At 34.6% G+C, this 16,271-nt stretch carries 14 protein-coding genes; 10 read left to right on the top strand and 4 right to left on the bottom strand.

The genetic code is table 11. The features are described from left to right. Positions 1-170: 170 nt before the first annotated feature. Positions 171-1,364, top strand: coding sequence for a hypothetical protein (locus GJJ64_RS09750; protein WP_154287604.1), 1,194 nt, complete (start codon positions 171-173; stop codon positions 1,362-1,364). Positions 1,365-1,421: 57 nt separating this feature from the next. Here GJJ64_RS09750 and GJJ64_RS09745 read toward each other — a convergent pair whose 3' ends face one another. Then, positions 1,422-2,633: an MFS transporter gene (locus GJJ64_RS09745; RefSeq protein WP_154287603.1), complete on the bottom strand. Its 1,212-nt coding sequence runs from the start codon at positions 2,631-2,633 to the stop codon at positions 1,422-1,424. 189 nt (positions 2,634-2,822) lie between these two features. On the opposite strand from GJJ64_RS09745, the gene GJJ64_RS09740 reads away from it, so the two are divergent. From GJJ64_RS09740 to GJJ64_RS09720, 5 genes are all read left to right on the top strand, one after another. Further along, positions 2,823-3,200, top strand: a complete 378-nt coding sequence (locus GJJ64_RS09740) for a DoxX family protein (RefSeq protein ID WP_154287602.1) — start codon at positions 2,823-2,825, stop codon at positions 3,198-3,200. A 106-nt stretch (positions 3,201-3,306) separates the two neighbouring features. After that, positions 3,307-3,747 carry a hypothetical protein gene (locus GJJ64_RS09735; RefSeq protein WP_154287601.1) on the top strand — a complete coding sequence of 147 codons (441 nt, stop codon included), beginning with the start codon at positions 3,307-3,309 and terminating at the stop codon, positions 3,745-3,747. A 141-nt stretch (positions 3,748-3,888) separates the two neighbouring features. Then, positions 3,889-4,974 (top strand): efflux RND transporter periplasmic adaptor subunit, encoded by a 1,086-nt coding sequence (locus tag GJJ64_RS09730; RefSeq protein ID WP_154287600.1) that lies wholly within the window; start codon positions 3,889-3,891, stop codon positions 4,972-4,974. A 23-nt stretch (positions 4,975-4,997) separates the two neighbouring features. Further along, the gene (locus GJJ64_RS09725; RefSeq protein ID WP_154287599.1) at positions 4,998-8,237 is read left to right on the top strand and encodes an efflux RND transporter permease subunit; all 3,240 of its coding nucleotides are present in this window, start codon (positions 4,998-5,000) and stop codon (positions 8,235-8,237) included. Further along, positions 8,221-9,642, top strand: a complete 1,422-nt coding sequence (locus GJJ64_RS09720; RefSeq protein WP_154287598.1) for a TolC family protein — start codon at positions 8,221-8,223, stop codon at positions 9,640-9,642. The genes GJJ64_RS09725 and GJJ64_RS09720 overlap by 17 nt, the downstream gene beginning before the upstream one ends. 52 nt (positions 9,643-9,694) lie before the next feature. Here GJJ64_RS09720 and GJJ64_RS09715 read toward each other — a convergent pair whose 3' ends face one another. From GJJ64_RS09715 to GJJ64_RS09705, 3 genes are all read right to left on the bottom strand, one after another. Further along, positions 9,695-10,420, bottom strand: a complete 726-nt coding sequence (locus GJJ64_RS09715; RefSeq protein WP_154287597.1) for a phosphatase PAP2 family protein — start codon at positions 10,418-10,420, stop codon at positions 9,695-9,697. A gap of 118 nt (positions 10,421-10,538) precedes the next feature. Then, positions 10,539-10,793, bottom strand: coding sequence for a hypothetical protein (locus GJJ64_RS09710; RefSeq protein WP_154287596.1), 255 nt, complete (start codon positions 10,791-10,793; stop codon positions 10,539-10,541). A gap of 17 nt (positions 10,794-10,810) precedes the next feature. Continuing rightward, entirely contained in the window at positions 10,811-12,244 is a 1,434-nt protein-coding gene (locus GJJ64_RS09705; RefSeq protein ID WP_154287595.1) for an NADP-dependent isocitrate dehydrogenase, read from the bottom strand. Positions 12,245-12,465: 221 nt separating this feature from the next. Here GJJ64_RS09705 and GJJ64_RS09700 point away from each other — a divergent pair, with 221 nt between their 5' ends. The 4 genes from GJJ64_RS09700 (at position 12,466) to GJJ64_RS09685 (ending at position 16,257) form a co-directional block, all read left to right on the top strand. After that, complete coding sequence (locus tag GJJ64_RS09700) at positions 12,466-13,800, top strand: Gfo/Idh/MocA family protein (RefSeq protein WP_154287594.1); 1,335 nt, start codon at positions 12,466-12,468, stop codon at positions 13,798-13,800. Between the two features lie 128 nt (positions 13,801-13,928). Beyond that, the gene (hflX, locus tag GJJ64_RS09695; protein ID WP_154287593.1) at positions 13,929-15,131 is read left to right on the top strand and encodes a GTPase HflX; all 1,203 of its coding nucleotides are present in this window, start codon (positions 13,929-13,931) and stop codon (positions 15,129-15,131) included. Positions 15,132-15,195: 64 nt separating this feature from the next. Then, positions 15,196-15,558 carry a ribosome-binding factor A gene (locus GJJ64_RS09690; RefSeq protein WP_154287592.1) on the top strand — a complete coding sequence of 121 codons (363 nt, stop codon included), beginning with the start codon at positions 15,196-15,198 and terminating at the stop codon, positions 15,556-15,558. Between the two features lie 9 nt (positions 15,559-15,567). Continuing rightward, positions 15,568-16,257, top strand: coding sequence for a peptidoglycan DD-metalloendopeptidase family protein (locus tag GJJ64_RS09685; protein WP_154287591.1), 690 nt, complete (start codon positions 15,568-15,570; stop codon positions 16,255-16,257). The last annotated feature ends 14 nt before the right edge of the window (positions 16,258-16,271 follow it).

Here is a 16,271-nt window from a genome sequence, read left to right as displayed (position 1 = left end):
AGCAAATACAGATATTAGTCTAACCAATTGTAACACAAATAATACTCATTTTAAACTAAAGTCCTTTTGAAAAAAAGAGGAAGAAAGGAGGCTGGAAAATAAAATCCAAATAACTAATAATCTAAATTAATAATACTCCAATTAAACAATAAAAACCATACAAATTAAACATGAAAAATAATTTAAATTCTATCTTCAGCTTTTCAATAAAAAAAGCTTCTTTATTAACAATAGTAGCAGCATCTACCCTAGTTGTAGCTTGTAAAAAAGATGCAAAGGAAGCATCAGTAGATACATTAAGTGCAAATGCAGGAAGTAAAAATGCAGTTGCTGTGGCAGCAGCACAAGGTTCTGGTTGGACAGAAATAACTTCTACTGTAGAAGCAAATCAAGATGTACACCTAGAAAACTACAATACTAGTGGTGGTCCAGAGACAAGAGCATGGAATAATGGTGCTGCTTGGTACTTAAATTCAAGCGAGACTCCTTCAGGTAGTTCTTACGGAACTGGTAATGTTGCGAGTTATACTTATAGTGCTAGCAATAATAAAACTCACACCTTTACTCTTCATAAACACCCAGGTAACCGCTCAGAAATCAGAGTTCAAGATAATTATTATCAAGGAAGTCGTCAATTTGAAGGTGTTATTACTATTAATGATAAAGTTTGGGAGGAAAATGCAGTTTTTCAAATTTGGGGAGGAACAACTACCGCCACTTTAATGCAAATAAGAGCTGATGGTTCTTTAAATGGTGGTCGTTTAAGAGTTGTACAAAATGGTGAACAAGATAATTTAACAGAAGGTAATGAAATTATTGCAACCAATATTTTAAATGTGCCTACTAGAATTAATGTTATTCATATTCAAGAAACGTCTTCAACTTTAGGTAAAGTTGTAATTTATGTTAATGATGAAAAAAAATTCACTTTTTATGAGAACATTCGACCATCATCTGATAGAGGCAATTCTACCAGAACAAATTATATGAAATATGGTAACTATGGTAGAGAAGGTACTGATACAGATAAAACAGGTTCTATAGTTAAATGGTCTAACGTAAGATTTTGGCAAGGTGGTTCGGATGTACCAGCAGCTAACCAAGCAAGAATATTCCAAGGTTGCAGCTATTCTGGCTGGAATGTAGGTTTAGGTGTGGGTGATTATACATTATCTCAATTACAGGCTTTAGGTTTTGTTAATGATGATGCATCATCATTAAGAGTTCCTGCTGGTTTAAGAGTTAGAGTTTACGCAAATAATAATTTCGATACTCTAATTGGAACTTATACTTCAGATCAAAGCTGCTTTAGTTCTACAGTTAACGATAGAATATCTTCTATAAGAGTAGATTTAGCACCTTAAATAAAATTTTCTATTTAAACTAAGAGGGCAGCATTTTTATAGCTGCCCTTTTAGTTTTTATGATTTTTGATCTGTTTTAGTTCTTACATGTAGTTTAGATACAAAATAGATGCTTATTAAAGTTATGGCGATACTTATATAACCTGTTATATCATAGTTTAAGATAACATTATCGGTTCTTTTAACTACAATTAAACCCGATATAACTGACGCTAAACCCACAAAAATTTGTTGTACCGATGAGTTAATGCTCATGAAGCTTCCTCTTCTCTCGCTACTTACCACATTACTTACCATAGCTTGTGCAGGTATCATCCGTCCTGTAGATACCACAAACCAAAACCCTGTAATACATAAAACCTGATAAAATGGAAAATCTGGAAGATTGGTTACTAAAGCAATAGGTATGGTGGTAATTAAAGCCATCATGACAAATAACCTATGCTTACCAATTTTATCTGCCAGCTTCCCCAAAAAAGGAGAACTTACCAGCGTTAAAGCTCCGCCTACCATATAAATCATGGGGGTTTGTACTTTGCTGAATCCCTTATTGAACTCCATAAAAGGGTTTAAAAATGGGATAATCATAAAGTGGCCCAACATAATGGTTGCCGATAATGCAAGAGCTAACATTTGGTTTTTATCTTGAGCAATATCTTTTATCAATCTTAAAGGACCAACTTTTTCTCCGCCAGCAAGTTTAATATGCGTGTCCATTTTAGGCAGATACTTCATTAAAAATGGTATCAGTATAATTCCTAAACCTGCAACAAAAAAGAAAGGCCCATGCCAGTTGAAAATATTAGCTAAATACAAGGAAAAAGGAACTCCAAAAACCGATGCTACAGAGAAAGCAGCCATAATTACGCCCATAGCTGTTCCTCTTCTTTCATAAGGAATCAAATCTGCCACTATAGATAAAACTTGAGCACCTATTAAGCCCCCAAAAATACCCGCAACAACCCTAGAAATTAACAATAAACTGTAAGTTGGAGATATAGCACAACATAAAGTTCCAATTAAAAAACCCAGATAGGCTAGTAATAGCACTTGTTTTCTATCATATTTATCAACAAAAAAAGCAGCTAAAAAGCCTGAAATACCAGCGCTAAAAGTGTATGCAGCAACCAACATAGAGAATTGCTGAGAAGAAATATTAAAATATGGCATCAGGTAATTGCCTAAAGGCATCATAATCATGAAATCAAGAATATGAGTAAAGTTTAAAGCCGCAAGCAATAATAAAATAATCCTTTCTCTGCTGTTCATCTGTTAGTGTTTTAGACAATATTAACCATCTACGTTTAAAACAGTTGTAAACGTTTCAATATTTGATTGTAATTTGTTCTTTACGTTGGTGTTAATATTTAATATATTTAACCAACTTTCTTAATTCTTAACATCAAAAACTAGTTGATAATAACCTAAACAATCTTTAAACCAAATAAACCTAACATCATGAAAAGTAAAATTCTATTTGTTTTAAGCCTTATTTTCGGGCTTATGTTTGTTAATGCCGGGCTTAATAAGTTTTTTAACTATATGCCCATGCCAGAAGATATGCCAGAGAGTATGGTAAAACTTATGGCTGCTTACACAACCATAGTTTGGCTAATGCCTTTGGTTGCTGTGGTAGAGATTATTGGTGGTGTTCTCATCATCATCCCAAGGTTTAGAGCTTTAGCAGCTATTATGGTATTACCTATTACAGTTGGTATTTTACTTACCCATATTTTTAATGAGCCATCGGGTTTACCCATAGCTTTAGCTTTTTTTGCTGTAAATGTTTGGTTATTATTTGAGTATAGAGAGAAGTATATGCCAATGATGAGGTAATAGTAAGTTTATTTTATACAAGACCTATTCTCATAAAAAAGCAACTTATATCCTGTTACAGATTAAGTTGCTTTTATTATTTTTATATTTCTAACTTTGTTAAACAATGTTTAAGAAAAGAGAAGTTGCTATTTTAAAAAGCCAAGGAAGTAAGCTACTTAGCTTTAATATGAAGCTTTTTTTATTTTTTCTTGCTCTTTTAATATCCCTACAGCTAAAAAAAACTTCCGCTAATGATAAATATGATGCAGCATTTCCTCATCTAAACATAATTTCTAGCGGTAGTTGTGTAAAACAATATCATCATCATTTACCATCAGAATCTTTTCCTAAACCCTACCAAGAAGAAGCTAGTGATGATAATGAGCCTTTAGAATATGATGATGATAGTTTAATTTTAAATTGGAATATAACAGCAGGAAGTAGTCTGCAAATATGTTCATCGGTTAAAAGATTATTAACTCAACTTTTACAATCTTACCAAAACCAACCTCAGGTTGCTTTATTTATTCTACATCATTCTTGGAAAAGCTATTTAATAGCCTAGATATATCTAAGGTTTAAGTGTTCCATTTAAACCAATCTTCTAAATAGGATGCACAACGAATTTGATTTTCTTATCCAAAGAAATTAAGGTTCTTGTTGCCATGCCTTTCCATTTTTCTTAATCACTTATCAATAAAATAGAATGAAAAAATTATTCATGCTTACCGCTATCGTAAGCATCGCTTTATTTTCTGCTTGTCTAAATCATGAACATGAAAAAGCAGAAGACACTACTTTTCTTATTACCAGTCCAATTCAAAAAGATACTTCTGTATTTAAAGAATATGTGGGTCAGGTTCAATCTGCCAGTCATATAGAATTAAGATCTCAAGAAAAAGGGTATTTAGAAAAAATCTTTGTGGATGAAGGTCAGTTTGTTAAAAAAGGGCAATTGATGTTCAAAATTATGCCTCTAGTTTATGAAGCGGAAGTTGAAAAAGCTAAGGCCGAAATGAATTTTACAGAAATAGAGTATAGAAATACAAAAAGTCTTAGAGATAAAAATATAGTTTCTGAAAACGAGCTTGCTTTAGCAAAAGCAAAGTTAAACAAAGCAAAAGCAGAGCTTTCTTTAGCGCAAGCACATTTAGGCTTTACAGAAATAAGAGCTCCGTTTGATGGAATTATGGATAGATTTCATACCCGTTTAGGTTCTTTGATAGAAGAGGGTGAACTGTTAACTACCTTATCTAATAACAATAAAATGTGGGTGTACTTTAATGTGCCCGAGGCAGAGTATTTAGATTATGTAAAGCTTGCCAGAACTAAAGATGCGCAAAAAGTATATCTGCAAATGGCCAATAAAGAGACATTTAATTATCCTGGTTTTGTTGAAACCATTGAAGCCGATTTTAATAACGAGACTGGTAATATCGCTTTCAGAGCTACTTTTCAAAATCCTAAAGGTATTCTTAGACATGGTGAAACAGGCAACATCATGATGCCTGTGGTACTTAAAAATGCTATTATTATTCCTCAAAAAGCAACTTTTGATGTTTTAGATAAGAAGTTTGTCTACATCGTAGATAAAAATAATGTCTTAAAAGCCAAGCAAATTACTGTTGCTTATGAATTACCTCATATATACATTCTAGAGTCTGGCTTAAGTGTAAAAGATAGAATTCTTGCTGAAGGTTTAGGAAAGGTTAAAAATAACGAGCAAATAAAAGGTGAGTTTGTGTCTTTTGAGAAAGAAATGGCCGAGTTAAATCATTTACATGCCGAATAAGGCCTACATCTAAAATTAAAATCATGTTTAATAAATTTATAAAAAGGCCGGTTCTGGCAATTGCCCTTTCTGTGGTAATTGTTTTCATGGGTTTACTGGCCATTAACTCGTCTCCAGTAGCGCAGTTTCCAGAAATAGCGCCGCCAAGGGTAAATATCTTTATAGAATTTCCGGGGTCTAATGCCGATGTTCTGGTAAAATCTACCTTAACTATTATAGAAAGAGCTATTAACGGTGTACAAGGTATGCAATACATTCTTTCTGATGCAACCAGTGCCGGCGAAGCAACTATTGAAGTAATTTTTGAGCCAGGTACAGATCCCACACTTGCAGCAGTAAGAGTAAAATCTAGGGTAGATCAAATCATGACTAATTTACCTCCATTGGTGCAAAGAGAAGGTGTAATTATCTCGCCTTTACAACCCAGCATGTTGATGTATCTGAACCTCTACAGTAAAGAAAAAAATGTAGATGAAAAGTTCTTATTCAATTATGCTAACACATACATCTTACCAGAATTACAGCGTATAAAAGGGATGGGTTTTGCCCAAGCCATAGGTAGTAGGTCTTTTGCTATCAGAGTTTGGTTAAATCCCGAGCGCATGAGAGCTTATAGCATTTCTGCCGATGAAGTTTTAAAAGCTATAGACGAACAAAGTGTTTTGGCCAGACCAGGTAGGGTTGGCTTAAGTTCTGGTAAAACAGCACAATCACAAGAATATGTTTTTACCTATAAAGGATGGTATAATACACCAGAACAATACCAGAATATTGTGATTAAGGCTAATGCCGATGGTGAAATACTAAAGTTAAAAGATGTAGCCGAGGTTGAAGTGGGTAGTGAGTTTGTGGATATTTATTCTAATAAAGACGGCCATCCTTCGGCATCACTCGTACTTAAACAAAACCCGGGAAGTAATGCCAATATGGTTATTGATGAGGTAAAGGCAAAGCTTCAAGAGCTTAAAAAAGATTTCCCTCCGGGTGTTGATTATGAGATTAACTATGATGTTTCAAAGTTTGTTGATGCCTCTATAGATAAAGTACTACATACCTTAGTAGAAGCCTTTATTTTGGTAGCTATTGTTGTCTTTATTTTCCTTGGCGATTGGCGCTCTACCATTATCCCTATTCTTGCCGTACCGGTCTCTCTTATTGGGGCCTTTGCACTAATGAATTTCTTCGGCCTAAGTATCAATCTCATAACACTTTTTGCCTTGGTGTTGGCTATTGGTGTGGTGGTAGATGATGCCATTGTTGTGGTAGAGGCCGTCCATGTGAAAATGGAAGAAGAACACCTCTCCCCTTATAATGCTGTAAAAAAGGTAATCAGAGAAATTAGCGGGGCTATTATTGCTATTACATTGGTGATGACTTCGGTATTTGTTCCTGTTGCTTTTATGACCGGACCTGTGGGTGTACTTTATCGTCAGTTTTCTTTAACTATGGCAAGTGCCATTGTGATATCGGGTTTTGTAGCACTAACACTTACACCTGTTTTGTGTGCCATGTTACTTAAAAACACACATGGTAAGCCCAAAAGAAAAACACCTATTAATATGTTTATAGATTGGTTTAACCAAACTTTTGAGCGTATTACCGGAAAATATACCAAATTCTTAACCCTTATTGTCAACAGAAGAGTTGTAACTTTTGGTATCCTTATTTTATTTGCTTTTGGGATAGTAGGTGTAAATAAAATTCTTCCGGCAGGTTTCATCCCAAGTGAAGACCAAGGGCAAATTTACGCAATTATTCAAACCCCTCCGGGTACCACGCTTGAGCGTACAAATGAGATTTCAAGAAAACTTCAGCTTATAGCAAGAAAGATAGAAGGGGTTTCATCAGTTACTTCATTAGCTGGTTATGAAATACTTACCGAAGGGCGTGGTTCTAATGCTGGTACTTGTTTAATCAATTTGAAAGATTGGTCAGACCGTGAGCAATCTGTTAAAGAGGTTATTGAAGAGTTAGAAGAAAAATCAAAAGATCTTCCTGCTAATATCGAGTATTTTGAACCTCCTGCTGTACCGGGTTACGGAACATCAGATGGTTTTTCTTTACGTTTATTAGATAAAGGTAGCGATGTAGATTATCAAGAGTTTGATAAAATTAATGCTGAGTTTCTAGCGGCTTTAAAAGAAAGAAAAGAGCTAAGTGGCTTATTTTCTTTCTATTCTGCAAAATATCCGCAGTATGAAATTCTGGTTGATAATGAATTGGCCATGCAAAAAGGAGTTTCTGTAGGAGATGCTATGGAGAACTTAAATGTAATGATTGGTAGTACCTATGAGCAAGGCTTTATTCGCTTTAATAATTATTACAAGGTTTATACCCAGGCAGGTCCAGAGTTTAGGAAACAACCATCAGATATCTTAAATATGTTTATTAAAAACGAGAGTGGAGAAATGGTTCCTTATTCTGCATTTATGAAGATTAAGAAAACACAAGGACCAAATGAGATAGCTCGTTACAACTTGTATATATCGTCTTTAATAAGTGGTGTTCCGGCAAACGGTTATTCTTCTGGCGATGCTATAGAAGCTATTAAAGAAGTAGCAGCAAAAACTTTACCTCGTGGTTATGACATTGCCTGGGAAGGTCTTTCTTATGATGAAGCAAGAAGAGGAAACGAAGCTTTGTATTTATTCTTAGTAGTATTATTCTTTGTTTATCTGATTTTAGCTGCACAGTACGAAAGTTTTATTCTGCCTTTGGCGGTTCTACTATCGTTGCCTCCAGGTATATTTGGCTCTTTTTTCTTGTTAAAAGCTATGGGCTTAGCCAATGATGTTTATGCACAGGTTGGTTTAATTATGCTGGTAGGTTTGCTAGGAAAAAATGCTGTATTAATTGTAGAATTTGCCGTCCAGAAACATCATAAAGGTGCTACCGTATTAGATGCTGCTATAGAAGGGGCGAAAGCTCGTTTCAGACCAATATTAATGACTTCCTTTGCCTTTATTGCCGGTTTAATTCCTCTGGTAATAGCTACTGGTCCTGGGGCTGTGGGTAACCATACTATTGGTGCATCTGCATTAGGTGGTATGCTTTTCGGAACCATTTTCGGTGTTATTATAGTGCCTGGTCTCTATTTCATTTTTGGTAAGCTACAAGAAGGTAAGCATTTGATTAAAGATGAAGATGAAAACCCATTAAGTGAAGACTTTGTAGAAAGCCATTCTGATTCTGCATTAAGCAAGAAAATCCAAAAAATTATTAAACGCATTAGAAATAAAAAAGACGATGAAAATAACAGCTAAGTATGTTGTACTTGTCATCTGTATAGTATGGCTTGGTGCGTGTAAAGTACCAGTTGTAAGCAGTAAACAAGAAAATAAAGTAACTCCTATTACCTATAACAGTTCTCAGGATACTTTAAACTCGGCAAAAATGAAGTGGAAAAGCTATTTTAAAGAGCCTCAGTTAATAGCTCTTATTGATACAGCGCTTGCTCATAATCAAGAGTTAAATATCACTTTACGTGAGATAGAAATAAGTAAAAACGAGGTTAGAGCTAGGAAAGGGGAATATTTACCATTTATACATTTAGGAGGTGCTGCCGGTTTAGACAAAGCGGGTAAGTACACTTGGGACGGTTTCTCTGAAGATGATTTAAAAGAAAATCCTGAAAAAGGACCCAAATATGTTGGCGATTTTAAATTAGGTTCTTTTTTATCTTGGGAATTAGATGTATGGAAAAAGCTTCATAATGCTAAGAAGGCGGCTGTTTTAAGGTATTTAACCACTATCGAAGGGAAAAACTTTATGGTTACTAATCTCATTTCAGAGATAGCGAGTTCTTATTACGAATTGATGGCTTTAGATAATTTATTAGGAATTATCAAGCAAAATATAGAGTTGCAAGACAATGCGCTTCAAATTGTTAAATTACAAAAAGAAGCTGCAAAAGTATCTCAATTAGCTGTAAACCGTTTCGAGGCGCAATTGCTCTATACCAAAAATCTGCAATTTGAGATTCAGCAAAAAGTGATAGAAACAGAAAATAGAATTAACTTTTTAACCGGACGTTTTCCGCAAAAGGTAACTCGTAATGCAGCCGTATTTAATCATGTTACTATTGATTTTATTGCTGCTGGTGTTCCATCGCAATTATTGCAAAATCGTCCTGATATTCATCAGGCTGAGTTAGAACTTGAAGCAGCAAAATTAGACGTAAAAGTCGCTCGAGCTAATTTTTACCCATCATTTAGTATACAAGCCGGTTTAGGTTTTCAGGGTTTTAACCCAACTTATTTGTTAAAGCCAGAATCAATAATGTATAATCTGGCTGGCGATTTGATAGCGCCATTGGTAAATAAGAATGCTATTAAAGCAACTTATTTTAATGCAAATGAAAAGCAAATACAAGCGGTTTTTAATTATGAGCGTTCTATCTTAAATGCACATATAGAAGTGGTGAATCAACTTTCTAGAATTGATAATTTTAGTAAAAGTTATGAAACTAAAGCAAAAGAAGTAGATATTTTAACACAATCAATAACCATTTCAAACAATTTGTTTAGCTCTGCTAGAGCAGATTATATAGAGGTTTTATCTACACAAAGAGAAGCTTTAGATGCTAAAATAGATTTGATAGAAATCAAGTTAAAACAGCTAGATGCACAAGTAAATATTTACAAAGCATTAGGCGGTGGTTGGAATTAATTTTCTGCCTCATAAAAAATCCCTGCTGTAAACTTACAGCAGGGATTTTTATTTAATGATGTTTGGCGTGTAATTTTTTATCCAGCCAGTAAGTAGCTTTAGTGGTTAATATACCTATTCCGGCTCCAGTAATTACATCACTAAAATAATGCCTGTTATTATACATTCTTAAAGCTCCAGTTGCTCCTGCAGCTAAATATCCACTATAACTTAAAATAGGTGCTGTATGTTTAAATTCTTGATGTAAAATTTCAGCTCCTACAAAAGCAGTTGCAGTATGTCCAGATGGGAAAGAATTTCTAGCACTAGCATCTGGTCTTAACAAATGGGTATTGGTTTTTAAAAGATAAACTGTACCAGCCATCAATATAGTAGAGGCTGCATGTAATTTAAAAGTTTGTAACATATCATGCTTACCTTTATTACCTGCTAATTTCATAGAAAATGCGAGTAAAGAAGGGGAAAATTGAAGATAATTATCAATCTTAGTTCCAAATTGTGGATGATGCTCTAAAATTTCTTCTCTAAACTCCGAATTAATTTGTCTTAAAGGATGGTTTTCAATAGCCATAAAACCATAAGTAGTAAATGCTATCGGAATAACCAAACTTTTAGTAGTTCTTAAGAATTGCTGCAAATGATATTCAGTTTCTTGATGATTTTTTGGTGCCACTAAGCTCATTACATTATTAGTGGTAAATGTATCCGCATCTTGAGCAAAGCTTTTGAAGCTGATAAACAATAAAAACTTCAAAAAATAAATTAGATTAATCTTCATTTCTAGATTTTGTAACGACTATTAAATATACAAAAATCCTTAAATTAAAAATCAAAGGCTCGAGACTGTTTTTGTATAATTTGTCTCAAGCCTTTTCTAGGGTTCAACTTAATCTTTTTTAATTTACCAACTCTATATTAATTTCTGTATTCAGTTTTACTTTATAAGCTTGCTTTTGGATGTTCTGACGAAAATCATACAACTCTTTTTGTAATTGTTTGATACAGTTTTCACGCATTTTTATATCCTCTTCATTTGCATGGATGTTGTTGATTTTATTCTCGTGAAATTTAATCTTAACCTGAATCATTTGCGTTAATAAATCCTCCGCTTCTTGCGATGAATAAACTCCTTTTAAAATTGATGTATTCATTTCTTTATGATTTAAATTTACTGTCCTTGCCCTAAAGAGAACCCTGCTTTGCCATCAAAATGGTAAAGGTTTTCTGTTTTAATAACTTCAATATCATGCGCAATAGCTCTTGCTAAAAGCTCAACAATTTCTTTATTGTTTAAGCTATCTTTTTGGCTTTGAAATCTGCATCTCCAGTGGTCTGTACAAAAAGTTTCTTTAAAACCTTCTGGCCATACTTTAATACCTCTGTTGGTAATCATCTTCAAGTAAACCTGCTCGTTTTCGATATTTTTAAGTTTAGCTGCTAATTCATCAGGGTTAAGACCTTTCCAATCTACAAAAACATCTACCCCAACAAGTTCTTTTTTAGCAGGTGCTTTTCGCTGATATTTAGGAAGGCTTAAAGCCGAGCTATTGGCATAATTAACCGGCTTAAATACCTTAGGCTTTTGCTCTAAATTTTCTATAACAGCATCAGCAAACTCTTTAGTTCCTACTTTTTTCTTGCTTACACCTTCTACATAAATATCTGGTGTGTGGGTACCTTCTTCAATAGTTTTTAACCAAGCGTTATGTACTTTCTCGGCAACATCTGTTTGCCCAATATGGTTCAACATCATCACAGCACCTTGTAATAAGCCCGATGGATTTGCAATGTTTTTACCTTTAATATCTGGAGCTGTACCATGTATAGCTTCAAACATGGCACATTCTTCGCCAATGTTAGATGAGCCCGCTAAACCTACAGATCCTGTTATTTGTGCTGCAATGTCTGATATGATATCGCCATAAAGATTTTGCATTACTATCACATCAAAATCTTCTGGAGTATCTGCTACTTTAGCTGCACCGATATCAACAATCCAGTGTTCGTTTTTAATTTCTGGGTACTCGGCAGCTATTTCATTAAATACCTGATGAAATAATCCATCAGTTTGTTTCATGATATTATCTTTAGAAAAGCAAGTTACTTTTTTTCTATTCTGTTGCTTTGCATACTCAAAAGCGTAACGGATAATTTTCTCGCACCCTGGTCTGCTTATAAGTTTTAGACATTGTACAACTTCATCTGTTTGCTGATGTTCTATACCTGCATACAAATCCTCTTCATTTTCTCTGATGATAACCAAATCCATTTTAGGGTGTTTGGTACTTACAAAGGGGTGTAAACTTATACAAGGGCGTACGTTAGCATATAAACCCAAGAATTTTCTTGTACTCACGTTTAAGCTTTTATAGCCACCACCTTGAGGGGTAGTAATTGGAGCTTTTAAGAAAACCTTGTTTCTGCGTACAATATCCCAAGACTCTGAAGAAATACCAGAAGTATTCCCTGAAAGATAAACTTGCTCACCAATAAGAATTTCCTCAACCTCAATACGGGCACCAGCAGCCATTATAATTTTTAGTGTGGCATCCATAATCTCTGGACCAATTCCGTCGCCTTTTGCAATAGTTATTTTTTTCATGATGCATATGAATTTTGTGAAACAGTGCAAATTTGGCTAATCTAATTCATTAATTATTATTTATATAAGATATGATATGTATAAGAGTTTTTTATAATTATTAGTGCGGTTTCAAATATAAATCTGCATCTCCGGCAACGATTGCATAGATTTTCATCCCAGCTGTTGAATTTTTAGAAATATTAATCCTTAAATTCAAATAACCAAAAACTAAATTAAACATGCACCGCAGAAAATTTATTCGTCAAACTGGCTCTGCTATGGCCGCAACTTTAATTGCCGATACTTTATTGGCAAGTACGCTAAACATACCCAAAAAAAAGGTTGCTTTGGTGGGTACAGGTGTAAGAGGCATTAGCATGTGGGGTACCTCCGTCATCAAAGAATTTAAGGATTCTGTAGAATATGTTGGCTTATGCGATATCAATCCCGGTAGGGTTAAAACAGCGCAACAATTAATGAATGTAAGCTGCCCAACTTATACCAATCTGGATAAAATGCTACAAGAAACCAAGCCAGACATATTAATCGTTACCACTATGGATAGCACCCATCATGAGCAAATTGTGAAAGGACTAGAGGCTGGGGCAGATATCATTACAGAAAAACCCATGACAATTGATGAAGATAAATGCCAGCTGATTTTAGATGCCGAGAAGAAAACGGGTAAAAAGGTTCATGTAACTTTTAACTATCGCTACTCGCCACATCGCCAGAAAATATACGAGCTCATCAATAAAGGAGAAATTGGTAAAGTTACCTCAGTAGATTTTCATTGGTATTTAGATACTTCCCATGGGGCAGATTATTTTAGAAGATGGCATCGTAAAAGAGAATTTGGAGGGTCTTTATTGGTACATAAATCTACCCATCATTTTGATTTATTAAACTGGTGGCTAAACTCAGACCCGGTAGAGGTTTTTGCTTACGGCTCATTAGAGTTTTATGGTAAAAATGGTCCGTTTAGGTCTACCAATTGTAGACCTTGTCCGCATAAAAACGAGTGTAAGTTTTATTTTGATATGACTAAAAACGACCGCTTAATGAAGCTCTATGCCGATAATGAAAAATACGATGGCTACTTAAGAGATGGCTGCGTTTTTAGAGAAGACATCGATATTTTTGATAAAATGGCCGTACAAATCAAATATGCAAATAATGTACAGGTGAGTTATTCTTTAACAGCTTATTCTCCTTATGAAGGTTACCGGATATCATTTAACGGTACAAAAGGAAAAATTGATACTTGGATACACGAAAGTCAGCCTTGGCCAAAAGAGAAATATGACGAAATACAAATCACCAAAAATTTTGGTGAAACAGCATACATTAGAATAGATAATACCGAAGCAGGCCATGGCGGTGGAGATATTCGTCTAAGAAAACAACTCTTTAACCCAGGAGCAGACCCGTTTAAACAAGCAGCCGGAAGTAGAGATGGGGCTATGTCTTGCCTAACAGGTGTGGCAGCCAGAAAAAGTATCGATTCTGGAATGCCCGTAAAGATAAAAGATTTGTCGTCTATAGTTCCGCATCCTACCAGAGGAAATAGTTAAGCATCCAGATATTAGCAAAGTCTTCTTTTAAAGGAGACTTTGTTTTTTATCCTCTTCACATACCTGTTCATGCGTTAGCCCCCAAAAATACCTCGAAATGGCTTGCTTATTGTATCTTTGTAAAAAATATGGCGAGAAAGAAATTTTACGATACCGCACCAAAGCCCGAAAGAGCCGTTTTAGTAGGTATTATTACCCCCGGAACCACAGAATTACAGCAAAAGGAATACCTTGAAGAGCTTGCTTTTTTGGTTGATACAGCTGGTGGGATAACAGAAAAAGTATTTACCCAAAGAATGCAAAAGCCAGATAGGGCAACTTTTGTAGGAACTGGTAAACTAGAAGAGATACAAACTTATGTTAAGGCAGAAGAGATAGATATAGTTGTTTTTGATGATGAGCTTTCGCCGATGCAATTGCGTAATATAGAAAACGAGTTGAAGGTTAAAGTGCTTGATAGAAGTAACTTAATCTTAGATATTTTTGCCCGAAGAGCCCAAACTTTTCAAGCTAAAACTCAGGTAGAACTAGCTCAATTACAGTATTTATTGCCTCGCTTAACGCGGATGTGGACCCACTTAGAAAGACAAAAAGGTGGTATTGGTATGCGTGGTCCTGGTGAAACACAGATAGAGAGCGATAGAAGGATGATTAAAGAAAAAATATCCTTATTAAAAGACCGCCTGAAAGAGATTGATAAGCAAAATGAAACCCAACGTAAAAATCGTAAAGAATTGGTACGTGTAGCATTAGTAGGTTATACTAACGTGGGTAAATCTACCATCATGAATATGCTTTCGAAATCTGAGGTATTTGCAGAAAACAAACTATTTGCAACTTTAGATACTACTGTTAGAAAAGTAGTATTAGAGAATGTACCTTTCTTAATGTCTGATACGGTAGGTTTCATCAGAAAACTACCACACCATTTAATAGAATGTTTTAAATCTACTTTAGATGAAGTGCGTGAGGCTGATATTTTAATGCATGTGGTAGATATTTCGCATCCAAATTTTGAAGATCATATGCAAACCGTAAATGAAACTTTAAAAGATTTAGGTGCCATAGATAAAGAAACCATTACGATTTTTAATAAAATTGATGCTTATAATCCTATAGAAGTAGAGCAAGATTGGGAGGTAGAGGATGAAGAAAAACCAACCATGGGTTTAGCAGAATTTAAAAATAGTTGGATGGCTAAAAACAGTAGTCCGGCAGTATTTATATCAGCAACAGCTAAAGAAAATGTAGACGAGTTAAGGGATGTTATTTACCACCGGGTTAAAGCGGTTAATGAAAAAATTTATCCCTACAATAATTTCCTATATTAGAAACAGTATTGGGCTTTTTAGCTGATGATGAGTTGGGTAAAATCCAAATAAAAATTAAGAAAACATGGAATCGAAAAGACAACAAAAATTTGCAAGAGTAATACAGAAAGATTTAGGGGAGATTTTCCAAAGAGATGCAGCTGCTTTTTTACCCGGCATAATGATTACGGTAACAAAAGTTAGAGCCACTGCCGATTTAGGAATGGCTCGTGTTTTCTTAAGTTTTTTTAATGCTCCAAATCCAAATTTAGCTATTAGCACTATCAAAACACATTCATCGGAAATTAGGTATATGTTAGGAAAGAAAATTAAAGATCAGGTTAAAGGCATCCCTCAATTAGATTTCTTCTTAGATGATACTAATGAATATGTGGATAGAATGGATAAAATTTTCAGTAAAATAAGTAAAGAAGAAGATTCAGAATGAGGTCTTGATATGCTTACTAATGCTGATAAAATTAACGAGTTACTAAAAGCTCATCAAAAGGATTTTTATCCGCTGGTTAAGTACAATAATAAAACAGATTTTTTACTTCTTGATTTTACTGCAGACAATAGTCATTTAACAGCTTCATTATTAGAGGATACCGCTTTATTTGCACAATATATAGATGAAACATTAGCCAAAGCCAATGCTAGTTATGGTATAGGTGGTTACTTTGAGCACCGTACAGTTTATGCCAGAAGCAGCCATTTTGGTACTAATGAAAATGAAGCCCGAAGATTACATTTAGGTTTAGATATTTGGGCACCTCAAAACACTCCTGTTTATAATTTTATGGATGCTAAGGTGCATAGCTTTGGCTTTAACAATAATTTTGGAGATTACGGCGCTACCATTATCCTCGAATACCAATTGGAAGGATTTACTTTTTATGGGCTTTATGGCCATTTATCTTTAAAGGATATTGAACAAATAGCAGAAGGCCAAGAACTTATAAAAGGCCAAGTTGTAGGCCACATGGGTACTTTTGAAGAAAACGGATTTTGGCCTTCACATGTGCATTTCCAATTAATCTGTAGTATGGATGGTAAAAAAGGAGATTATCCTGGCGTAGTACGTTATGCAGATAAACAACAGTGGCTAACTAAAATTCCCAATCCAAATTTGGTTTTCTCTTTTTAACAACAATTTTTATT

Origin of the sequence: Pedobacter puniceum (assembly GCF_009674685.1) — a bacterium.
Classification (GTDB): Bacteria; Bacteroidota; Bacteroidia; order Sphingobacteriales; family Sphingobacteriaceae; genus Pseudopedobacter; species Pseudopedobacter puniceum.
Note: the sequence above shows the minus strand (reverse complement) of the source record. Positions and strands in the feature narration are given on the sequence as shown.